This window comes from Pseudochrobactrum sp. sp1633, from assembly GCF_030376605.1.
GTDB lineage: Bacteria > Pseudomonadota > Alphaproteobacteria > Rhizobiales > Rhizobiaceae > Pseudochrobactrum.
The window spans coordinates 14,796-37,513 of record NZ_JARRAE010000004.1 but is presented as its reverse complement, the minus strand read 5'-3'; the positions used below and the strand labels follow the sequence as shown (position 1 = coordinate 37,513).

Genomic DNA, 22,718 nt, shown 5'->3' with positions numbered 1-22,718 from the left:
ATGTGGTGCAAAGAGTGGCTCTGTAAGCCTTTTATCGCGAAGAAAACGCCGCTGCGTTGTTCTGCGGACTTGCAAAATAGTCTTAAACTCTGGCAATTTACCCGTCCAAGAAGGCGCCTGTCGCGCCGCGATCTCCGGTGCAGACCTGTCTGTCACCAGACAGATGTTAGCGAGTTCTGACCATCATGCGCGTAACTATTGAACGTTCGAATCTCCTGAAATCCCTCAACCATGTGCATCGCGTGGTTGAACGCCGCAATACCATTCCGATTCTCTCCAATGTGCTGTTGCAGGGAGAAGACGGCGTGCTGAAGCTCAAGGCGACAGACCTTGATCTGGAAGTGACCGAATCGACCGAAGCGGCAATTGATGTGGCGGGAGCAACAACGGTTCCAGCGCATCTGCTTTATGACATCGTGCGCAAGTTGCCTGATGGTGCGGAAGTGATGCTGGCCAATAATGAAGACGGTACAGCCATGTCGGTTGTCTCCGGTCGCTCATCCTTCCGTCTGCAGTGCCTGCCGCAGTCCGATTTTCCTGAACTGACCGCCGGCAGCTTCACCCATACATTCCGTATGGAGGCGAGTGCGCTGAAGCGTCTGATCGACCGCACTAATTTTGCAATCTCGACAGAAGAAACCCGCTATTATCTCAACGGTATTCACCTCTATGCCGGTGAAGATGACGGACGCTTGGAATTGCGTGCTGTGGCGACTGACGGTCACCGTCTGGCGCGTGCGGCAATGGAAGCTCCAAGCGGTGCCGAAGGCATGCCTGCGATCATTATTCCGCGCAAAACAGTTGCTGAATTACAGAAGCTGGTCGATGTACCGGATATGCAGGTAACGATTGAAGTCTCGGATGTAAAAATCCGCTTCACAGTCGGCACTGTGGTTTTGACCTCGAAACTGATCGACGGGACTTTCCCTGAATATAAGCGGGTGATTCCGGCGGGCAATGACCGCAAGCTGGTGATTGACCGTCAGAGCTTTGCTTCTGCTGTTGACCGCGTATCGACGATTTCCAACGAAAAAGGTCGCGCGGTTAAGCTCAGCATTTCCGATGGTCTTCTGACTCTGACCGTCAATAATCCTGATTCCGGCAGCGCAACCGATGAACTGCCTGCGGGTTATGATAATGAGCCGATGGAAATCGGCTTTAATTCGAAATATCTGCTCGACATCACAGCGCAGCTTTCGGGCAAAGAAGCGGTGTTTATGCTGGCTGATGCCGGTTCACCGATGCTGGTATGCGATGAGGGCGACGAACATCTGGTTTATGTTCTGATGCCGATGCGTGTATAAGTGCACGGGTGAGCACGAATACGACTATTGATGCACCAAACACAGGTCGCAGCGAACGGGTGAGTTTCCGTCGTCTGCGGCTTGCGCATTTTCGCAATTATAGCAGCCTGTCCTTACCGCTCAGTGGCGGTCATGTCGTGCTGACCGGCGAGAATGGTGCAGGCAAAACCAATCTTCTTGAAGCTGTTTCCTTTCTGTCGCCGGGGCGGGGGATGCGTCGTGCTGCCTATGCGGATGTGGGGCAGAGCGGTGCGCCTGATGGTTTTGCAATCCATGCGCTGCTGGTATCGGCAAGCTATGGCGAAGCTGAGCTTGGCACAGGACTGGCCGGTACCAATGGCGAGACAGGGCGCAAGGTGCGTATTAATGGTGCACCTGCAAGCGCTGATCAGCTGCTCGATTACTCTCGCATCATCTGGCTCATTCCGGCAATGGACGGGCTGTTTACCGGTTCGGGCAGTGATCGCCGTCGCTTTCTGGATCGTATGGTACTGGCCATTGATGTCAGCCACGGCAAGCGGGTGCTGGACTATGAAAAGGCAATGCGCAGCCGCAATCGCCTGATCTCGGATTATAACAGTGACGCGCAATGGCTGGATGCGATTGAAGCGCAAATGGCCGAGCTTGGCACGGCCATTGCGGCAGCACGCGCCGAGCTTATCAGCCTGATTGCCGCAATGATTGAGCAGACACCGGATGACAGTCCGTTTCCGAAAGCGGATTGCTTTTTGGAGGGCGAGCTGGAAGGACGTATCCGTCTTGAGGCAGCGCTTGATCTGGAGGAGAATTTCCGCCGTAGCTTACGCGATATGCGCGGTCGTGACCGCGCAGCCGGGCGCACGCTGGATGGCCCGCACCGCACCGATATGATTGTACATCACCGCCCGAAGGCGATGCAGGCGGCTTTGTGCTCTACAGGCGAGCAGAAGGCACTACTGATCGGTTTGGTGCTTGCCCATGCAAGGTTGACAGCTAATCTCGCCAATATAACGCCGGTGCTGCTGCTCGATGAAATTGCCGCCCATCTCGATGAGGGCAGACGTGCCGCTCTGTTCGATATTATTGATGATCTGGGTGCTCAAGCTTTTATGACCGGAACGGATCGTGCGCTGTTCCGCGACCTCAAAGGCGAAGCGCAATTTTTCAATGTCAGTGCTGCCAACCTGTCACCTTATGATATTTGAACCGGCAGGGTTTCTGCGCTAAACTTTATAAATGAGCACACAATCAGAACCTTTCAGCGGATTAGAAATCGAGCGTTATGCCCGTCATATTATCCTGCCGGAAATCGGCGGGGCAGGACAGCAGAAGCTTAAAAACGCGCGCGTTCTGGTGATCGGTGCAGGCGGGCTTGGCAGTCCGGTACTGCTCTATCTTGCAGCCGCCGGTGTCGGCCATCTCGGCATTGTCGATGATGATATGGTCACGCTGTCCAATCTGCAGCGTCAGGTGGTGCATCACACCGATAGTATAGGTGAGAATAAGACAGACAGTGCTGCGGCCACCATGCACCGCATCAATCCGCATATTGAAATATCGTGTCATACATTGCGGCTGACGCCGGAGAATGTAGCAGCACTGTTTTCGACCTATGACATTATTGTCGATGGTTCCGATAATTTTGCCACCCGCTATCTGGTGGCGGATCACGCAGCTTTGCTGGAAAAAGCGCTGGTTACCGCTGCGATGGGGCGCTTTGACGGTTCACTGACGGTACTGAAGCCCTATGAAAGCGATTCGGAAGGCAATGCCTATCCGCATTATCGTGATCTGTTTCCGGAAATGCCGCCGGAAGGACTGATTCCTTCCTGTGCCGAGGCGGGTGTGATCGGCGCTTTGCCGGCGATTCTCGGCTCTTTGCAGGCGATGGAAGTGATTAAGCTGATCACCGGTATCGGTGAGCCGCTTTTGGGACGTTTGCTGCTCTATGATGCGCTGTCGGCGCGCTTTGAGACGATTCGCTATAAAAGGCGCCAGAAAGCGACCAATCAAAGGGCGACAGAGCAATGAGCGAACAGAGCCGGTCTTTTCAGGTTTTTACCATTACACCTGATTATGACGGGTTCGATGCCTTGTTGCTGCTCATTCAGGATGCTTTTGCCACGATGGATGGTGTGATTGATCCGCCAAGTTCTGCCGGATTGCTGAGTGCTGCGATCTTACGGGACAAAGCAGGCAAAGAGACCGCCTATGGGGTTGAATGTGACGGGCAACTGGCCGGATGTGTTTTTCTGACCGACAGAGGTGACCATCTCTATTTGGGCAAGCTTGCGGTTGGCGGCCCGTTTCGCGGGCTTGGCATTGCGCGCTGTCTGGTGGAGCAGGCTGAAAAACTGGCGCGTGAACGCTCCATGACGCATATTGACCTGCAAGTGCGCATTGAGCTGACCGACAATCAGAGATTATTCAAAAAACTGGGCTTTGAAATCATTGCTGAAACGATGCATCCGGGCTTTACCCGCGTAACATCGCTGACAATGCGTAAAGTTTTGGCGTAAAGTTTTGGCTTAGTATTCCCTGAAAAAGTGAGAGCCGCCTTCGCGCATCAATGAACAGGGGCGATATATGCCTCATAAAAAAGAGCAGGAATTTCCGGCTCTTTTTTATTGTTTTAGAGTGTTAGAGCGACCTTTGTGCGTCCAATGGGCGCCGGGCGCTCTAATATTGTTTTTCACGGTCCACGAGATTGGTGAGCGTTCCGTCACGCTCATAATCTGTGATCATTTTTACGATTTCAGGCGCCAGCGCATTGGCAGATGAACTGGCGGCTGCATGCGGGGTGACCGTCACTTTCGGATTGTCCCAGAGCGGGCTGGATTCCGGCAGCGGTTCTTTTTCAAACACATCAAGCGAGGCGGCTGAAAGCTGACCGCGCTCCAGTGCAGCCAGAATATCCGCTTCATTTTGCAAGCCGCCGCGCCCTGCATTAATCAGAACCGGTGCGCCAAGCGGCCCGTCTTCTTTCATACGGCCAAAGACCGACATCGACAAAATACCTTTGGTATCCGGTGTCAGTGGCAGCAGGCAGACGAGAATATCAACCTGCTTGAGGAATTCTGACAGGCCGTCTTTGCCGTGATAGGTAGCAACGCCTGCCACATCCTGCGGGCGGCGGCTCCAGCCGCTGACATTGAAGCCAAGATGTTTCAGCTTTTCAGCGGCATCACGGCCAAGGACGCCTAAGCCCATGATCCCGACATTGACCTCATTGGCCGCAGGCTGACGGCGGTCTTCACGCCAGATTTTTTTCAGCTGCTGGGCGCGGTATTGCGGCCCCAGACGATGATGGTCAAGTACCTGCCAGACCACATATTCGGTCATCCGCATGGTCAGGTCAGGCGAAATGGTGCGTACAATCGGCAGGTTTGGCACCAGATCATCATGGAAAACATGATCGACACCGGCACCGAGCGAAAAAATGACCTTCAGATTAGGCAGATTGGTGAGAGAACCGCGCTTTTGTTTCCACACCAGCGCATAGTCAATTGAGGCCTCATCTCCCGGTTTAACCTCAGTAACAATTTCACGTTCAGGGGCATATTTGGCAAAGGCTTTGATCCAGATATCCGGATCCCAGCCGGTGACTGCAAAATAGATTTTGCCCATATTCTGGCCAGTGTGTTTTGTCGTTGCACTCATTGGCTTACCACTCCCTTTTCAGCCGTCTCCAAGCGGAAGGCTGCTGCCATCAATGCGCGGGTGTAATCGGTTTTCGGCGCCTCAAAGATTTCCTCCGCCGGACCATATTCCACCGCTTTGCCATTGCGCATCACAAGCACATGATTGGCAAGAGCCTTGACCACGCGCAAGTCGTGACTGATGAAAAGATAGCTTAAATTGTGCTTTTTTTGTAAATTGCGCAATAATTCAACCACCTGCGCCTGCACACTCATATCCAGTGCTGAGGTTGGTTCATCCAGCATCACAAAACGCGGATTGAGCACCATCGCACGGGCAATAGCGATGCGCTGGCGCTGTCCGCCGGAAAACTCATGCGGATAGCGGAAGCGGCTTTCCGGATCGAGATTAACCTCGTGCAGGGCGGCAACGACCTTTGCATCCCGTTCATCTTGCGAGAGTTTGGGCTCATGCACCTGCAAACCTTCAGCAATGATCTCCGCCACCGACATACGCGGAGACAGTGAGCCGAAAGGATCCTGAAACACAATTTGCATTTCACGGCGCAGCGGGCGCATATCGCTAAAGGAATATTGGTCAATATTCTTATCGTCAAAGCGGATGGAGCCCTTTGAGGAGATCATACGTGACAGTGCTAAGCCTAGTGTGGTTTTGCCGGAACCGGATTCACCGACCACGCCGAGGGTTTGGCCTGCACGTAATTCAACATTGATACCGTCAACCGCTTTGACATGATCAACGGTTTTACGCAGGAAACCCTTTTTAATCGGAAACCAGACTTTGATATCCTCGCCGCGCATCACCAGAGGCGCATTGTCCTGTGCCGGCAAAGGTGCGCCCTTTGGTTCTGCACTCAGCAAATGCTTGGTGTAATCATGCTGCGGATTGGTGAAAATCTCTTCCGTTTTGCCACTTTCAACAATCTTGCCCTGATGCATCACGCAAACACGGTCGGCAATTTTGCGCACTACACCCAGATCATGGGTGATGAACAGCATCGACATATCCTGTGACTGCTTCAACTCGGCCAGCAGCTGCAAAATTTGCGCCTGCACGGTCACGTCAAGCGCGGTTGTCGGCTCGTCGGCAATCAGCAGCTTTGGCTTATTAGCCAGCGCCATTGCAATCATCACACGCTGGCGCTGCCCGCCGGAAAGCTGATGCGGATAGGATTGCAAGCGCTTTTCCGGTTCGCGGATGCCCACTTCATTGAGCAATGCCAGCGTGCGTTCACGCGCCTGTTTCTCGCCCATGCCCTGATGCAGACGCAGAATTTCGCTGATCTGGCGCTCAACCGTATGCAGCGGATTGAGCGAGGTCATCGGCTCCTGAAAGATCATGGCAATGTCATTGCCACGCACACCGCGCAGCTTGCTCTCCGGCATGGCCAGCATATCTTCACCGTTGAAGATAATCTGACCGGACGGATGGCTCGCTGACGGATAGGGCAGCAGCTTCAATACGGATAAAGCAGAGATGGATTTGCCCGAACCGGACTCCCCCACCAGAGCAACAGTTTCGCCCTTGTGAATGTCGAAGGAAATATGATCGACGGCGACCCTGTCTTTGCCATCCTGATGGAAGGCAATCGACAGATCACGGATACTCAGCAGCACATCGGCTTTTTCATGGGAACTCATTTAAAAGCCTTTCGCGGATCAAAGGCATCACGCACTGCTTCACCGACAAAAATCAGCAATGACAGCATCAGCGAGATAACGGCAAAGCCGGTCAGGCCAAGCCAGGGAGCCTGAAGATTGTTTTTGCCCTGCGCCAGCATTTCACCCAGCGATGCGGAGCCCGGCGGCAGGCCGAAGCCTAAAAAATCAAGCGATGTCAGCGTGGTGATCGAACCGTTGAGAATAAAGGGCAGGAAGGTCAGGGTTGCGACCATCGCATTGGGCAGCAAATGCCGCCACATGATGGTGCGGTTGTTGACACCCAGCGCACGCGCTGCATTCACATATTCAAAATTGCGCGCGCGCAGGAACTCTGCACGGACGACGCCGACAAAGGCGACCCATGAGAAAAGCAGCATGATGAACAGCAATATCCAGAAGCCGGGCGGCAAAATGGCCGCGATAATCAGCAACAGATAGAGCACCGGTATCGACGACCAGATTTCGATGAAGCGCTGAAAGATAAGATCAACCCAGCCGCCGAAATAACCCTGTACCGCACCGGCAGTGACACCGATGACACCGGAAAAAGCGGTGAGGATGAGACCGAACAGCACAGAAATGCGGAAGCCGTAAAGCGCGCGGGCAAAGACGTCGCGTGCCTGATCATCTGTGCCGAGCCAGTTCATATTGCCGATGGTGCAGTTCGGATCGTCAACACCTTGCACGTAGCGTGCGCAGCGCTGTTCCTTCGACATCATCCAGAAAGGTTTGGACGGTGCGGCTTCCGGAATTTCGCTATTTACCGTGCGGTAGGAGTAACGCACCGGCGGCCAGATTGCCCAGCCGTTCTGGTTGATCTCGTCCTGTATCACGGGGTCGCGATAGTCGGTCACGGCATAGAAACCGCCGAATTTTTCCTCCGGATAATCGACCAGCACCGGCATGAGAATTTCGCCTTTGTAGGAAACCAGTATCGGCTTGTCATTGGCGATAAATTCAGCAAACAGCGAGGTGATAAACAGGAACAGAAAGATCCACAGCGACCACCAGCCACGGCGGTTTGCCTTGAAATTACGCCAGCGCCGCTGATTGAGCGGTGAAAGAAACGGGCGTTTGACGCGCGCAGGAGAGGCGGCAGTGATATCGCTCATCACACATCCCTCCGTTCAAAATCAATGCGCGGATCAATCCACGTATAAGTGAGATCGGAGAGCAGGCTGACGAGCAGGCCGATCAGCGAGAAGATAAACAAGTTGGCAAAGACCACCGGATAATCGCGGTTGAGAACAGACTGATAGCCAAGCAGCCCCAGACCGTCGAGTGAGAAGATGGTTTCAATCAGCAGCGAGCCGGTGAAAAATGCAGTGATGAACGCGCCGGGAAAACCGGCAATCACAATCAGCATCGCATTACGGAAAACATGGCCGTAGAGCACTTGCCGTTCTGTCAGGCCTTTTGCGCGCGCAGTGGTGACATATTGCTTGCGAATCTCTTCCAGAAACGAGTTTTTGGTGAGCAGCGTTGTTGTTGCAAAGGCCGACAGCACGAGCGCCAGTACCGGCAGTGCCATATGCCAGATATAGTCGGTGATCTTGCCCCACAGGCTCATCTGGTCAAAGTCGGGCGAGGTCAGTCCGCGCAGCGGAAACCAGTCAAGGAACGAGCCGCCTGCAAACAGCACGATCAGCATAATCGCAAACAGGAAGCTCGGGATAGCATAGCCGACAATAATCACCGCGCTGGTCCAGACATCGAAGCGCGAACCGTCACGCACGGCCTTGGCAATACCAAGCGGAATGGAAATCATATAGGAAATCAGCGTGAGCCACAGGCCGAGTGAGATTGAAACCGGAAGTTTTTCTTTAATGAGATCAAGAACTTCAATGTCGCGGAAATAAGAGCGGCCAAAATCAAAGCGCGCATAATTCCACAGCATCTGGCCGAAGCGCTCCAGCGGTGGTTTATCAAAACCGAACTGCTTTTCCAGACTGGCGATAAATTCAGGATCAAGCCCCTGTGCGCCGCGATATTTCGAGGAGCCGCCGCTGTCCATTGAAATGGCACCGGCATCAGCGCCGCCGCCTGAAAGCCTGTCCATCGCATCGCCGCCCTGTCCCTGCAACTGCGCAATAACACGCTCGACAGGACCACCGGGGGCAAACTGAATGACAGCGAAAGAAATGGCCATAATCCCCAGAATGGTCGGGATCATAAGCAGCAGGCGTCGGAGAATATAAGCGCCCATTAGCGTGAATTTCCTATTATTTTATTCTTATCGTTAAAAGTTTTAATACAAAGACCTGAATTATGTTTTACCAAGCCGCTCTGCTTTCTCTTTATCAAGCCACCAGTAATATTCGGGATATCCGCCATAAGGGGGAGAACCCGTCATGCCGAATTTGTCCCAATAGGCGATGAGTTTTCCACCCGCCGACCAGCAGGGTATCCAATCGCGGCGATAGCGCAAAAGCCGGTCAAGAACACGAAGGATTGCTGTCAGCTCATCGCGGTTGTCGGCCTTGTCAACATCGTCCAGCAAGGCGTCAATCAAAGGGCTGCTTGTGCCGGTATAGTTTTGAGAGCTGGGCAGATCAACACTTTCCGAACCATAGATCAGTGCCAGTCCTGATCTGTCTGGTGTGGGAGATGAGCTCGAGGCAAGACCCATCATGTCATAGTCAAAATCCAACAGTCGTTTCTGATAGGTTGCCGCTTCTGCCATGCGCACGCTCGCATTGATACCGATCGCGTGCAGGTTTTTGATCATCGGATTGTAGACACGGTTAAATCCGTCAGAATCATTGAGGATTTCCAGCGTAAAAATCTGACCGTCTTTACCGGTCAGCCATTCGCCCTTACGCTCAAAACCGGCTTCTTTCATCAGGCTGGCTGCGCGGCGCAATTGTTCGCGGTTGCGTCCGCTGCCGTCCGTTGTCGCCATCGTGACCGGATCATCCATCAGCGCGTTGCGTGTGGCTTCATCTATCAAGGCTGCATGACGCGCAATAACGGCCTGTTCTGCGGCTGATGCTTTGCCTTTCGCTTCAAATTGCGAATTGCTGAAATTGGATTGTAGCCGCGTGTAGAGATTGCTGAACAGGTTGCGGTTGCTCCACTCAAAGTCAAAGCAGAGTGCAATGGCTTCACGCACACGCGGATCCCGAAAACGCTCGCGGCGCTGGTTCAGTGCCCAGCTTTGCATGGATGGAAATTTCCATGCGGGGAAGCGTTTTTTGATGATTTTTCCGGATTGTACTGCGCTGAAATCATAATCATTCGCCCATGATTTGGAAACGCTTTCAGCGCGCCAGTCCAGAATACCTTTTTTAAAGGCCTCAAAGGCGGGTTGTCTGTCGCGGAAAAACTCGATGCGAAGCCGGTCGAAATTATTACGTCCGATATTCACATTCAGATCTTTGGCCCAATAATTTTCATTGCGCTGATATTCAATAAACTGACCAGCTGATAATGCCCCGACTTTATAGGCACCCGAGCTGAGAGGGATATTCAGGTTGTTCCCGTCAAAACTGTTCTGCGTGTAATAGGCTTTGGAGAGGATCGGCAGCAAAACCATACTGGTGATGATGCGGCGATTTTTTCCGGCATTGTCCCCCTTGAGGGTCAGGCGAAGGTGATAATCATTTTCTGCATTTGCTGATTCCAGTGCCGCAAGCAGCAGTCTTAATCCGGGATGTCCTTTTTCTTTCAGCAGATCATAGCTGAAAGCCGCATCATGCGCCGTTAGTGGCGTATCATCATGAAAGCGCGCCTGTTCACGCAGTTTGAAAATATAGCTCTTACCATCGTCGCTGACGGTTACGCTCTCTGCGACCAGCCCGTAGACGGCATCGGGCTCATCCAATGCGCGAACCATCAATGAATCAAAGCAATTTTCCATCCGCGGCGGGGCATCACCATTGGCTGAAAATGTATTGAGCGTATTGAAGGTGTTCTGAGCCTGATTAAGAACCCATTCGTTTACAGAGTAGCGAAAGGTGCCGCCTTTCGGAGCCTGCGGGTTAATGTAATCAAAATGGCTGAAGCCTGCCGGATATTTCAGATCATCATAAACCGCCAAACCGTGAGCGGCGGCTTTGCTGTTTTCCTGCGCCTGAAGGCGAAAAGGCAGAGCTGAACTCAGTACCGCCGCTCCGCTCAGAACGAGAACTCGGCGCCGGTTCATGAGGCTGTGGTTCTGAGGCGCGATATGCTCTGCCATTGTGTCTCTCCTGTTTTTCAGGGGTGTCTAGTCTTGCTTAAAGCCACAAAATTGCGAGCTATAATACAAGACCATATCAGAGTGAGCCAGTTTATGGCTTGGGCTTCACCCACCAGGAGAACGGATCAATACCGGCATAATCCGGTTGTTTGTCCGGCAGGCCAAACTTGTTCCAGTAAGCAATATTGATTTTGTCTGAGTACCACTGCGGCACGGTGTAATAATTCCAGAGCAGAACACGGTCGAGCGCGCGTGTTGCGGTAACCAGATCATCATGATCTTTGGCATAGACAACACGGTCAACCAGCTTGTCGATTGCCGGATTTTTGATGCCTGCGTAGTTTTTACTGCCTTTCATATCGGCAGATTTGCTGCTCCACATTTCCCGCTGTTCATTGCCGGGAGACTGGCTTTGCGCAACCACGGTCATGATGGCATCATAATCAAAATCATTGACCCGTGCCTGATATTGCGCATCATCAACCACGCGTAAGGATGCATTGATACCGACGCGGCGCAGATTATTGATAAACGGATTGACCACGCGCTCGTCATTCGGGTTTTCGGTCAGAATTTCGAGTGTGAAGACCTCGCCTTTGTCATTGGTGAGCTTACCGTCTTTCACAACCCATCCGGCTTGAGAAAACAGGTCAATGGCATGGCGCAGATTGGTGCGCATGGCCTGCGGTGTGTCAAAAACCGGTAATTTATAAGGTTTGGTGAAAACAGCTTCCGGAATTTCTCCGCGCACTGTTTCAAGGATTTTCAGTTCTTCCGGCGACGGCAGGCCAGAAGATGCGAGATCGATGCCGGCGAAATAGCTTTCAATCCGCTTATACTGGTTGAAAAACAACAGGCGGTTCATGCTTTCAAAGTCGAACACCCAGTTGAGTGCTTCCCGCACGCGCACATCCTGAAATTTAGCTTTTCGCGTATTCAGGAACGTGCCCTGCATGCGTCCGGCTGCATGGAACGGAAAACTGGTTTTGATGACATCGCCGCGCTCAACCGCCGGAAAATTATATTGCTCTTGCCAGCGCTGCGCCATGTTTTCCAGACGGTAATCATAGACACCGCCTTTTTTGAAGGCTTCCCATGTGGCGTCATTATTCAGAAAGTACTCGTACTTCACCTGATCGAAATTATAGCGTCCGACATGGGTCGGCAGGTCTTTTGCCCAATAGTCGTCAACACGCTGCCATGTAATGGATTTTCCCGGATTCATGGACGCAATTTTATAAGCACTGGAGCCGAGCGGAATTTCCAGCGTAGAGCGGCTGATATCACGCTGTTTGCCGTTTTTGTCTTTGCCTTCCCACCAATGTTTCGGCAGCACGACAAGATCGCCCATAATGCTTGGCAGTTCGCGATTGCCGCTTTTGTCAAAGGTGAAGGTGACTTCATTATCACCGGTCTTCTCCGCTTTTACGACATCGGCATAATAGCGGTTATAGAGCGGAGATTGTTTTTTCAGCGTATCAAATGACCAGATCACATCGTCAACAGTGATCGGGGTTTTGTCGTGCCATGCGGCTTTCGGGTTGAGGCGGAATTTTACCCAGGAAAAATCGTCCGGATATTGCATCGCCTCGGCAACCAGACCGTAGTTGGTCGAGCTTTGATCCATCGACTGGTCCATCAGCGTGTCATAGAGCATGCCACCGCCGAAATTGGCCAGACCGGCCGCCGGAACACCCTGAACCACATAAGGGTTCAGACTGTCAAACGTGCCGACAGCAACCTGATTGAGCGTGCCGCCTTTGGGTGCCTGCGGATTGACATAGTCATAGTGCTTGAAGCCTTCAGGATATTTAGGCTCGCCTGTAAGGCTGTTAGCGTGACGCCACGGCAGAGCATTGTCGGGAGCTTTATCCTGAGCTGATGCCAGATGACTGCTCAGGCTCAATCCCGCAATAAGCATAATCCGCAATGCTGTTTTCAATTCGCCACCCCATATTCTGCTCGCATATAATGCTAACACTTTAATGATCCCCGCATTAATTAAAAGGGAAAGCGGGCAAAAGCAGAGCAAAATTCAGGAGTGGCGAATTAAATCTTTGTAATGATCAGGCTTTTTTGACGAATTCCGTTTTCAGAACCAGACCTTTTACCTGTTTGGTGTTGCACTCAACCTCACCGTCGCGGCCGTTCAGGTGAATGTTTTTCACCAGCGTGCCACGCTTGATCGTCTCGGATGTGCCTTTGACTTTGAGATCTTTGATGAGCGTAACGGAGTCGCCGTCCTGCAGCTGGGTGCCGTTGCTGTCGCGTACAATTGGTTCATCAGACATGAAATATTTCCTTCAAAATAAAAGCCGGGCATTGAGCCCGGCTTGATGATCAGGTGCTGATCTTCAGGATCAGTTGGCAGGCTGCGGTGCCGGTGCTTCCGGTGCGGCAGGAGCCGGTGTTTCTGTCGCTGGTGCAGCAGGCGCTTCAGCAGGCTTGTCTCCGGCCGGTTTTGCTTCTTCTGCAGGAGCAGCAGCTTCCGGTGAAGGCAGTGGAGCCGGATTGTCAGACAGGGAGCGCAGATAAGCAATCAGATCTGCACGTTCATTGTCTTTTTTGTCGCCGGCAAAGCCCATAGCAGTGCCTTTGATATAGCCTTTTGGAGAGGTCAGGAATTTGTTGAGGTGATCATAATTCCAGACTTCTTTGCCGCCCTGCGAAAATTCTTTCATCGCAGCGGAATAGCTGAAGCCTTCAACTGTTGCAGCAGGACGGTTCACAACATCCCAGAGATGCGGGCCGACTTTGTTAGCGCCGCCTTTTTCACTGGTATGGCAGGCCGCACAGCGTTTGAACACTGTTGCACCGCGTGCAGGATCAGCTGTTGCCAGCAATGTTGCAATCGGAACAGCAACAGCGGCTTCTTTGCCACCGGCTGCCGGTGCGCCGCTTTCAGCAGCTGCGATTTCATAACCGGCTTTTTCAGGATGTGCTGTCGAGAAAATCGCATCGGAAGAAATACCGATGGTCATAACGACAAAAACTGTGGCCAGAAAAGCCATGATAAACTTGTTGGATTGAGACGATTCCATGTGGCCGCTAGCGCTCCTCTTCCCCAACGCCTTTTACTTGGCGGTATTAGTTGATACGTCTTAGGGGAGGGTCGCCCTCCATTACTGACTTTCGCCGGAAACTAGGTCTTTTGCTTGGCGCTGGCAACACCTATAAGAACAGCAGTACCCGTGACTTTTTGACACTTTCGGATGAGTAGCCATGTCTAAGCCATTTAAATCGCTGATCCTGATCCCCGCCCGTATGGCCTCCACGCGTCTTCCCGGCAAGCCTCTGGCCGATATTGCCGGAAAGCCGATGATCGTTCATGTGGCAGAACGTGCACAGGCATCGGGGCTGGGACGCGTTGTTGTTGCAACTGACAGTACCGAGATTAAAGCAGCTGTGGAAGCCCACGGACTTGAAGCTGTCATGACCCGCGGTGACCATGAATCAGGTTCAGACAGAATTTATGAAGCGCTTCAAGCTATTGATCAAAATGAAGAATTTGATGCGGTGATCAATGTGCAGGGGGACCTGCCGACCATTGATCCGGCGCTGATCAAAACAGCTTTGCAGCCACTGATTGATGGTCCTGCGGATATTGCGACCCTTGGCGTTGAGATTACTGACGAGAAGGAAAAGACCAATCCGAATGTTGTGAAGATCGTTGGTTCGCCGTTGAATGGTGCCAATAAACTGCGGGCGCTCTATTTCACCCGCGCCACTGCACCTTATGGTGATGGCCCGCTTTATCACCATATCGGTCTTTACGCCTATCGCCGCTCCGCACTGGAGAAATTTGTCGCATTAGGGCCGTCCACACTGGAACTGCGTGAAAAACTCGAACAACTGCGTGCTCTGGAGGCGGGTATGCGAATCGATGTGGAAGTGGTTCAATCCTTTCCGCTCGGTGTGGATACACCGGAAGATCTGGAAAAGGCGCGGCAGTTTCTGTCACGCTGAGTTTCGGGAAAAACAGATAAGCATTTAATAAAATAGTCAAAGGCACCAAAAATGGCAGCGAAGACCAATAAAATAGCGTTTCAGGGTGAACCGGGAGCAAATTCCGACACGGCCTGCCGCAATATGTTTCCGACAATGGAGCCGCTGCCATGTGCAACCTTTGAAGACGCATTTAATGCCGTTGAAAATGGTGAAGCCGATCTGGCGATGATTCCGATCGAAAACACACTGGCCGGTCGCGTCGCGGATATTCATCACCTTTTGCCTGAGTCGCGGTTGCATATTATCGGCGAATATTTTCTGCCGATCCATTTCCAGCTAATGGTGCTGCCGGGCACAAAAATGGAAGAGATTAAGAGCGTTCACAGTCATATTCATGCGCTGGGGCAATGCCGTAAAGTCATTCGCGGCAATGGTTGGAAGCCGGTCATTGCCGGTGATACTGCCGGTGCTGCCCGTCAGGTGGCCGAAATGGGCGACAAGAGCAAGGCTGCTCTGGCACCGTTTCTGGCAGCAGAACTCTACGGTCTGGAGATTTTGCAGAAGAATGTCGAAGACGCGGAAAATAATATTACACGCTTTGTCGTTCTGTCCAAACAGGAGCAATGGGCACCGCGCCAGTCACCGGATGAACTGATGGTGACGACGTTTGTGTTCCGCGTGCGCAACGTGCCTGCAGCGCTCTATAAGGCTATGGGCGGTTTTGCCACCAACGGCATCAACATGACCAAGCTGGAAAGCTATCAGATTGGCGGCACTTTCATAGCCACGCAGTTCTATGCGGATATTGAAGGTCATCCGGATGATCGCTCCGTGCAGCTCGCGCTGGAAGAACTGGCATTCTTCACCAAGGAAGTGCGTATTGTCGGCGTTTATCCGGGTAGTGAGAACCGCAAGCAATTGCTTGCAGCTGAGTAAAACCAATTTTAACAGATTGAAAAAGCGCCGGAGCAATCCGGCGTTTTTTATTTGTCAGGATTTTCTACCCAATGTCGGATCAGCGCGCTTGCGATGGCACCGGCAGGCGGGGTACGCAGACCCTGATCATGGTTGTTGTCCAGCATGGCTCTCGCTTCTTCACGGGTAAACCAGCGACCATCTTCCAACTCATCTTGGTCGAGGTTCAGTTCATCGGAAAAACTCTGCGCAAAACAGCCGATCATTAGAGAATAGGGAAACGGCCAAGGCTGGCTGGCATGATAGGTGACCTGTCCGACAGGCAGGCCGGATTCTTCACGCACTTCTCTGCGCACGGCATTTTCAATCGTCTCACCCGGTTCCACAAAACCCGCAAGGCAGGAATAGGTCAGCGGGGCAAAATGCGCACCGCGTGCCAACAGGCAATGATCTCCGGCCGCCGATTTATGCGTAACCAGCATGATCACCACCGGATCAGTGCGCGGAAAATGCTCTGCATTGCAGCTCGTGCAAACCCGCTTGAAACCGCCGATCCGCATTTCCGTTTGCTGGCCGCAACGCCCGCAAAAGCGGTGCGTTTTATGCCATGCAAGAAGAGCCGCACCTTGAGCAATCATGCCGCTGAGTGCAGGACTCAACAAATTATGCGTATATAGTGTGCGATATTCTGAAGCTTCAAACGGGAGGGTGAGTGCTTCTGGGGCGAGATCAGTGTCCAGTGCAAGATAGGCAATGCCCTCCGCTTCCCCCAGCAGGATCAGATTTTCCTTGCCGGTCAAATCCGCATCCCCTTGCAGAGTACGCATTTCCGCATGACTGAACAAAGCGCGTTGTTCCGGTGTGCCCTGTTTCAGAATGATTTTATTACGAGCAAACAGCAAAAATTGCGCATCGGGATTGGCCAGCGCTTTGGCCAAGCTGGATTCATCGCGTTTCTCGGCCTGCGGATCAAGTGTTCTACCGGCAAAACCAAGCTTGTTGCTGGAATCCACCGCGTCTGAAGTATCAGAAAATTTGAGCATGATGCGCTGAAACTCAGGCTGAAAGGCGCGCGCGCAGATCACTGATCAGCTGATGCGCTTCTTCCTCGGTATAAGGTTCGCGTGTGCCATGTCCCCAGACCGGGCCCGGCCATGCCGCATCACCGCTATTGCGGGCAATGATGTGAATATGCAGCTGGCGGACAATATTGCCGAGCGCTCCGCTGTTGATCTTTTCACAACCCGTTGCCTCTTTCATCGCTTCTGCAACCATAGAGGTTTCAAAGCTGAGCATGGTCTGATCCAATGGTGTCAGCTCATGAATTTCCGATTTACTGTCGCGCTGCGGCACGAGGATCAGCCACGGCCAGCGTTTGTCATTCATCAGCAGCAATTGGCACAAGCCGAGCGGGCCAATAGGAAAGCAGTCATTTTGCAGACGTTGATCAAGGGCGAAATCTGGCATGATGCGGTGCCTTTTGTGAGGATTTTATCTTTACCGGACAGGGTTCAGAAGCAAATTTCTGGTAGTCTGGAACTATTCAAACATAAAATGCGTGAAAATAATTTATATTTTTTTATCCCGGTTCTTTTGAGCCTTGCATTTTGCGCATAAATTTCCGATATGAAGCGCGGGAGGTTGGTGGTGGACGTACCACTCGCCAACCGGGTCAGGTCCGGAAGGAAGCAGCCCTAACGAGCTCGGCACGGGTCATCGTGCCAGCCTCCCACTTTTTTCCTTTTTAAAATCAAGATAGTTGTTCACTGAAAGCCGCAAGGTTTTTCCGTCAGGCCGCTTTCTGTTTTCAATAGGCTGATGATCTGTGCTACAGCAGAATGGCTTTTAAAAAGTCGGATCTGAAGGAGCGAGCGAAATCCATGGACAATAAACCGGCAGACAACGCCTATCGCGTTCTCGCCCGTAAATACCGCCCGCAGAATTTCGATGATCTTTATGGTCAGGAGCCGATGGTGCGCACCTTGACCAATGCTTTTGAAGCAGGACGCATTGCGCAGGCATGGATGCTGACCGGTGTGCGCGGGGTGGGTAAGACCACAACGGCGCGTATTCTGGCGCGCGGCCTGAACTATAAAACAGATACAATTGATCAGCCGAGTGTGCATCTCACAGAACTGGGCGAGCATTGTCAGGCGATTATGGAAGGCCGTCATGTCGATGTGATCGAGATGGATGCTGCCTCGCATACCGGTATTGATGATATCCGTGAGATTATTGAACAGGTGCGCTACCGTCCGGTTTCTGCCCGTTACAAAGTCTATATCATCGACGAAGTGCACATGCTCTCCAATCAGGCCTTCAACGGCCTGCTGAAGACTTTGGAAGAGCCGCCGCCGCATGTGAAATTCATTTTCGCGACAACAGAAATCCGTAAAGTGCCGATTACGGTGCTGTCGCGCTGTCAGCGTTTTGATCTGCGCCGTATTGAATCCGGCACGCTGACCAGCCTGCTGCGCAAGATCACCGGCCTTGAAAATGTGCAGGCTGATGACACAGCGCTGGCGATGATTGCACGTGCCGGTGAAGGTTCTGCGCGCGACAGCCTTTCGATTCTCGATCAGGCGATTGCGCATGGTAACGGCACAGTCGACAGCCAGACTGTGCGTGAAATGCTCGGTCTTGCCGACCGTGCGCGTATTATCGATCTGTTTGAAATGCTGATGCGCGGTGATGTGGCAGGCGTTTTGAAAGAATTCCGCGCGCAATATGACGTGGGTGCCGATCCTTCGGTCGTGCTGAGCGATCTGGCGGATTTCAACCATCTGGTTACGCGTCTGCGTTTCACACCGGAAGTGGCACAGGATATGTCGCTCTCGGAAGACGAGCGTATGCGTGGGGCGGAATTTGCCAAAACATTGCCTATCCGTGCGCTGTCGCGTTGCTGGCAGATGTTGCTCAAGGGTATTCATGAGGTGGAGACCTCATCGCGTCCGGTTCAGGCGGCAGAAATGTTGCTGATCCGTTTAGCGCATTCTGCTGATCTGCCGACACTGGATGAAGCGCTGAAAGCCATTGCCAATGGCCAGACTGGTGGCAGCTCTGCCCCATCTGCTCCGCAAGGTGGTGGCGGGAATGGTTCCGGTGGCGGCGCAACAGCCTATGCGTCTGCTGATGCGGTTTCCGGTCAGATGATGCAGCGCCAGACTAATGGCGGTGCCGCTCTTCGGCTTGCAGAGCCTGCTGCACAGACAGTCATTCAACCGCAAGCCGTTGCAGAACCAAAGCCTTCCGTTGAGCAGGCATCAGTACGCATTCGTGACCTGAATGATATTGTCAATCTGGCGGGCAATAAGCGCGATCTGCAGTTTAAAGTGCTGGTTAAAAACTTTGTGCGTCTGGTTTCCATCGGGCAGAACCGTATGGAAATTGCACTGACCGAACATGCGCCGAAAACGCTGGCCACGGATATGTCGCAGCGCTTGCTGGACTGGACGGGCGAACGCTGGATGGTCTCAGTCGCCCGTGACGGTGGCGGCCAGACCGTAGCTGAAGTTGAAACTGCACGGCGCGAGGAACTGGTGACAGATGCCCGCGCTGATCCAGATGTGGCTGCGATTCTTGCCAAATTTCCGGGTGCGAAAATCATCGACGTGCGTATCACCACGCCGGATGACGACACTGAGCTGGAAATGCAAATGCCGGATCCGGGTGTGGATAGCGGCGATTCTGACGATGACGATTAATTTTAGCTGCGGTTGAAACTGCTGTAGCTATGAACCATTTATTGAAGATGAGTAATTCGAGGAGTTCTGCCACATGCGTGACATGATGGGGATGCTGAGCAAAGCAAAAGAAATGCAGGCCAAAATGCAGGCCATGCAGGAAGAAATCGCGCAGATGGAAGTCAGCGCTACTTCCGGCGGTGGTCTGGTGAGCCTGACCCTGCTCGGCAAAGGCACATTGACCAGCCTGAAAATTGATCCGTCGCTGCTCAAAGAAGGCGAAGGCGAAATTCTGGAAGACCTGATTATCGCCGCACATAATGATGCAAAAGCCAAGCTGGAAGCAATGATGGCTGAAAAGACACAGGCGCTGACCGCCGGTCTGCCATTGCCTGCGGGCATGAAACTGCCGTTCTAATCAAAGCGCAGGTTGAATAACACGTACTTATACAATAACGCCCGATTCTATTCGGGCGTTAAATGTTTTAGATATTCATTATGTCAAAACGAATCGCCGGTCCTGAAATTGAACGCCTGATCCAGCTTCTTGCCCGCGTGCCGGGGCTGGGGCCCCGTTCGGCACGCCGCGCCGCGCTGCATCTGATCAAGAAAAAAGATGCGCTGCTGGTGCCGCTTGGCTCTGCCATGCAGGAAGCCGCAGAAAAAGTGCGTATTTGTTCCTGCTGCGGAAATGTGGATACCAGCGATCCCTGCACGGTTTGTGAAGATCCGCGTCGCGACCCTTCCATGCTCATCGTTGTCGAAGATGTGTCCGATCTCTGGGCGCTGGAGCGTGCTGGCACCATGAATGTGCGCTATCATGTGCTGGGTGGCCGTTTGTCGCCGCTGGATGGTGTGGGGCCGGATGATCTCAACATCAAAGGCCTGATCGAACGAGTGACTGGTGGCGAGATCAAAGAGATTATTCTTGCGGTCAATGCCACGGTCGAAGGGCAGACCACGGCACACTACATCACTGATCAGCTCGATGGGATGGATGTGAAGATCACCCGATTGGCTCATGGCGTGCCGGTGGGCGGTGAGCTCGATTATCTCGATGAGGGGACTTTGGCAGCGGCTTTGCGCGCCAGAACAACATTATAAAACCTGACCAACTGATTTTTTATCCAAGTTTCAGGTGGATTTTTGTATAACAGGAGCAGCCATGCAGAAGACTTTCCTCCGTCAGGCTCTGGTGGCGTTCAGCCTGTTTGGTGCAGCAGCGCCGCTCAGCATAGCAGCAGCGCAGGCACAGACTTATTCTGCTGCAATTCAATCCAAAACCAATGTAGCCTTTCAGCAATGGCTGGAAAATGATCTGTGGCCGCAGGCGCAGCAGCGCGGTATCAGCCGCAGCGTGTTTAATCAGTCTCTCTCCGGCGTGCAGCTAAACTGGAAACTGCCGGATCTGGTGCCGCCCGGCACCAAGCCGCAGACACCGAAACAGCAGACACAGTCTGAATTCGGCTCACCGGCCGGTTATTTCCGTAAGGGCACAGTTGATTCTGTTGTCAGCAATGGCAAGGTGAAGCTCAATGCCCATAAGAGCCTGCTGGCGAAAATCGAACGTGATTTTGGCGTGCCTGCCGGTATCGTCGTTGCCGTCTGGGGGCGTGAATCAGCCTTCGGTTCAGTGAAAATTCCCTATAACGGTTTTGAAGTGCTGGCGACCAAAGCATTTATGGCCACACGCAAGGATATGTTCCATGCGGAATTGTTGTCCGCACTCGAAATCGTGCAAAAAGGTTATATGGACAGCGCGCATCTGAAAAGCTCATGGGCGGGCGCGCTCGGTCAACCGCAATTCATGCCGACCTCCTACTTAAAACACGCCGTTGATTATGACGGGGACGGACGGCGCGATATCTGGAACTCTGTACCGGACACGCTGGCTTCTATTGCGGCCTATTTGCAGCATTTTGGCTGGCAGAAAGGCCGCGACTGGGGTTATGAGGTCAATGTACCACAAAGCGTGTCCTGCTCGCTGGAAGGGCCGGATCAGGGTAAGGCATTCAAGGACTGGGCGGCATTGGGGATCAGCCGCGTGAATGGCAAGGCATTCCCTGCACAGGAAATGGCACAAGAAGGTTTTCTGCTAATGCCTGCCGGTCGTCACGGGCCTGCATTTATCGTGACGCCGAATTTCTATGTGCTGAAAAACTATAATATGAGCGATCTCTACGCGCTGTTTATCGGCCATATGTCCGACCGGATGAGCTATGGCGCCGGTGGCTTTCAGCAAGGCTGGGGCGATGTCGGCGGGCTGTACCGTTCCGATGTCGCTGCCATGCAGAAGCGCTTGCAGAAACAGGGCTATGATGTCGGCAAACCCGATGGTCTTGCCGGATTTAAAACCCGCCGCTCGATCGGCGTCTGGCAGGAGAAAAACGGCCAGCCAGCAACGTGCTTTCCTGATAAGGCGCTGGTCAAAGCAATTCGCTGATTGTCACTTGGTTGCTTTTAGCATGGCATAGAGTGCATTGAGGGCATGGCTGCGATAGCGTTCTTTATGGTTTAGCAGCCAGAACTGCCGCGGCGGCAGCGTGAATGGTGCCTGACTTAATGTGCCGGCAGCCAAATGCGGGCGAGCCGCCAGTGCCGACAGTACCGTAGCGTAATTGCCTGCTGTCAGGGCGGAGCAGATCGCCTCATTGGAAGGCAGTTCCAGCGCCAGCGGTAAATTGGCGGGATCATAACCTTTATCGCGCAGATAGGTTTCAAACACGGCGCGGGTGCCTGACCCTTGCTCGCGCAAAATCCAGAAACTCTCACTCAGTTGCTCTAATGGTAAATGCCTGAGTCGTGCCCACGGATGCGCCGGATTGACGACTGTGATCAACTCATCGCTGGCAACCGGCTCTTTATGCAGCAGCGCTTCGTCAGTCTCGCCTTCAATAAAGCCCGCATCGGCCAGTCCTTCACGCAAAGCATCGACCACCTGCTCGCTATTGCCGATGGAGAGCTTCAGTTCAATCTGCGGATAGGCGGTGTGAAACCGTGCCAGTACCGGCGGCAGCCAGTAACTCGCCGTGGTCTGGCTGGCATAGATATGCAGGCTGCCGCGCTGCAGGCCGGTGATTTCTGTCAGTGTCAGTTCGGCCGCTTGTGCACGAGCCAGCACAGCCTCTGCTTCATGCAAAAAAATACGCCCCGTTTTATTGAGTTCAATGCGTCTGCCGATGCGGTTGAACAGTTGCGTATCATAGCGCTCTTCCAGCGTTTTAATCGCCGCACTGACCGCTGATGGCGTCAGATGCAGGCTCTCGGCTGCACGGGTCAGATGCTGCTGACGGGCGACTTCCGCGAATATTCGCAATTGTTCAAGGGTCATGGTGCGTAACCGTTCGTTTTTGTTGAACGAAATATACCATATTTTCAAATGGAATGA

At 52.9% G+C, this 22,718-nt stretch carries 21 protein-coding genes and 1 other RNA gene; 11 read left to right on the top strand and 11 right to left on the bottom strand.

Annotation, left to right across the window (positions count from 1 at the left end; translation table 11 throughout):
* Positions 1-185 precede the first annotated feature (185 nt).
* From dnaN to P8H26_RS05570, 4 genes are read left to right on the top strand one after another with little or no spacing between them, the layout of a single operon-like run.
* Complete coding sequence (gene dnaN / locus P8H26_RS05585; protein WP_289631896.1) at positions 186-1,304, top strand: DNA polymerase III subunit beta; 1,119 nt, start codon at positions 186-188, stop codon at positions 1,302-1,304.
* Positions 1,305-1,330: 26 nt separating this feature from the next.
* Positions 1,331-2,488 (top strand): DNA replication/repair protein RecF, encoded by a 1,158-nt coding sequence (gene recF / locus P8H26_RS05580; protein WP_289632184.1) that lies wholly within the window; start codon positions 1,331-1,333, stop codon positions 2,486-2,488.
* 31 nt (positions 2,489-2,519) lie between these two features.
* Positions 2,520-3,314, top strand: coding sequence for a molybdopterin-synthase adenylyltransferase MoeB (locus P8H26_RS05575; RefSeq protein WP_289631895.1), 795 nt, complete (start codon positions 2,520-2,522; stop codon positions 3,312-3,314).
* Positions 3,311-3,802, top strand: a complete 492-nt coding sequence (locus P8H26_RS05570; protein WP_289631894.1) for an N-acetyltransferase — start codon at positions 3,311-3,313, stop codon at positions 3,800-3,802. The genes P8H26_RS05575 and P8H26_RS05570 overlap by 4 nt, the downstream gene beginning before the upstream one ends.
* Positions 3,803-3,962: 160 nt before the next feature.
* Here the strand turns inward: P8H26_RS05570 and P8H26_RS05565 are convergent, their stop codons facing one another.
* From P8H26_RS05565 to P8H26_RS05530, 8 genes are all read right to left on the bottom strand, one after another.
* A complete protein-coding gene (locus P8H26_RS05565; RefSeq protein ID WP_374708235.1) occupies positions 3,963-4,943 on the bottom strand; it encodes a 2-hydroxyacid dehydrogenase in 981 nt (326 codons plus the stop codon).
* On the bottom strand, positions 4,940-6,583 hold the full coding sequence (locus P8H26_RS05560; RefSeq protein ID WP_289631893.1) for an ABC transporter ATP-binding protein: 1,644 nt from the start codon (positions 6,581-6,583) through the stop codon (positions 4,940-4,942). Before P8H26_RS05560 ends, P8H26_RS05565 begins: the two co-directional genes overlap by 4 nt.
* Entirely contained in the window at positions 6,580-7,716 is a 1,137-nt protein-coding gene (locus P8H26_RS05555; RefSeq protein WP_289631892.1) for an ABC transporter permease, read from the bottom strand. Before P8H26_RS05555 ends, P8H26_RS05560 begins: the two co-directional genes overlap by 4 nt.
* Entirely contained in the window at positions 7,716-8,810 is a 1,095-nt protein-coding gene (locus tag P8H26_RS05550) for a microcin C ABC transporter permease YejB (RefSeq protein ID WP_289631891.1), read from the bottom strand. Before P8H26_RS05550 ends, P8H26_RS05555 begins: the two co-directional genes overlap by 1 nt.
* A gap of 60 nt (positions 8,811-8,870) precedes the next feature.
* Positions 8,871-10,784, bottom strand: coding sequence for an extracellular solute-binding protein (locus P8H26_RS05545; RefSeq protein WP_289631890.1), 1,914 nt, complete (start codon positions 10,782-10,784; stop codon positions 8,871-8,873).
* A gap of 91 nt (positions 10,785-10,875) precedes the next feature.
* A complete protein-coding gene (locus P8H26_RS05540) occupies positions 10,876-12,705 on the bottom strand; it encodes an extracellular solute-binding protein (protein ID WP_289632181.1) in 1,830 nt (609 codons plus the stop codon).
* 145 nt (positions 12,706-12,850) lie between these two features.
* Positions 12,851-13,075, bottom strand: a complete 225-nt coding sequence (locus tag P8H26_RS05535; RefSeq protein ID WP_289631889.1) for an alkylphosphonate utilization protein — start codon at positions 13,073-13,075, stop codon at positions 12,851-12,853.
* 69 nt (positions 13,076-13,144) lie between these two features.
* Positions 13,145-13,825, bottom strand: coding sequence for a cytochrome c family protein (locus P8H26_RS05530; protein WP_289631888.1), 681 nt, complete (start codon positions 13,823-13,825; stop codon positions 13,145-13,147).
* A 181-nt stretch (positions 13,826-14,006) separates the two neighbouring features.
* Here P8H26_RS05530 and P8H26_RS05525 point away from each other — a divergent pair, with 181 nt between their 5' ends.
* Both P8H26_RS05525 and P8H26_RS05520 read left to right on the top strand, forming a co-directional pair.
* Positions 14,007-14,750: a 3-deoxy-manno-octulosonate cytidylyltransferase gene (locus P8H26_RS05525; RefSeq protein WP_289631887.1), complete on the top strand. Its 744-nt coding sequence runs from the start codon at positions 14,007-14,009 to the stop codon at positions 14,748-14,750.
* Positions 14,751-14,801: 51 nt separating this feature from the next.
* On the top strand, positions 14,802-15,668 hold the full coding sequence (locus P8H26_RS05520; protein ID WP_289631886.1) for a prephenate dehydratase: 867 nt from the start codon (positions 14,802-14,804) through the stop codon (positions 15,666-15,668).
* Between the two features lie 47 nt (positions 15,669-15,715).
* On the opposite strand, the gene nudC is transcribed toward P8H26_RS05520, so the two are convergent.
* Positions 15,716-16,690: an NAD(+) diphosphatase gene (nudC, locus tag P8H26_RS05515; protein WP_289631885.1), complete on the bottom strand. Its 975-nt coding sequence runs from the start codon at positions 16,688-16,690 to the stop codon at positions 15,716-15,718.
* A gap of 13 nt (positions 16,691-16,703) precedes the next feature.
* The gene (locus tag P8H26_RS05510) at positions 16,704-17,114 is read right to left on the bottom strand and encodes an HIT domain-containing protein (RefSeq protein WP_289631884.1); all 411 of its coding nucleotides are present in this window, start codon (positions 17,112-17,114) and stop codon (positions 16,704-16,706) included.
* A gap of 169 nt (positions 17,115-17,283) precedes the next feature.
* On the opposite strand from P8H26_RS05510, the gene ffs reads away from it, so the two are divergent.
* The 5 genes from ffs to P8H26_RS05485 all read left to right on the top strand — a co-directional run bounded on the left by ffs (position 17,284) and on the right by P8H26_RS05485 (position 21,773).
* Positions 17,284-17,380, top strand: an RNA gene (ffs, locus tag P8H26_RS05505) — signal recognition particle sRNA small type.
* 105 nt (positions 17,381-17,485) lie between these two features.
* Positions 17,486-19,351 carry a DNA polymerase III subunit gamma/tau gene (locus tag P8H26_RS05500; RefSeq protein ID WP_289631883.1) on the top strand — a complete coding sequence of 622 codons (1,866 nt, stop codon included), beginning with the start codon at positions 17,486-17,488 and terminating at the stop codon, positions 19,349-19,351.
* A gap of 73 nt (positions 19,352-19,424) precedes the next feature.
* The gene (locus P8H26_RS05495; protein WP_289631882.1) at positions 19,425-19,748 is read left to right on the top strand and encodes a YbaB/EbfC family nucleoid-associated protein; all 324 of its coding nucleotides are present in this window, start codon (positions 19,425-19,427) and stop codon (positions 19,746-19,748) included.
* 80 nt (positions 19,749-19,828) lie between these two features.
* On the top strand, positions 19,829-20,434 hold the full coding sequence (gene recR / locus P8H26_RS05490; RefSeq protein WP_289631881.1) for a recombination mediator RecR: 606 nt from the start codon (positions 19,829-19,831) through the stop codon (positions 20,432-20,434).
* 61 nt (positions 20,435-20,495) lie between these two features.
* The gene (locus P8H26_RS05485; protein ID WP_289631880.1) at positions 20,496-21,773 is read left to right on the top strand and encodes a lytic murein transglycosylase; all 1,278 of its coding nucleotides are present in this window, start codon (positions 20,496-20,498) and stop codon (positions 21,771-21,773) included.
* Positions 21,774-21,776: 3 nt separating this feature from the next.
* Here the strand turns inward: P8H26_RS05485 and P8H26_RS05480 are convergent, their stop codons facing one another.
* Complete coding sequence (locus P8H26_RS05480) at positions 21,777-22,661, bottom strand: LysR substrate-binding domain-containing protein (RefSeq protein ID WP_289631879.1); 885 nt, start codon at positions 22,659-22,661, stop codon at positions 21,777-21,779.
* Positions 22,662-22,718 lie beyond the last annotated feature (57 nt).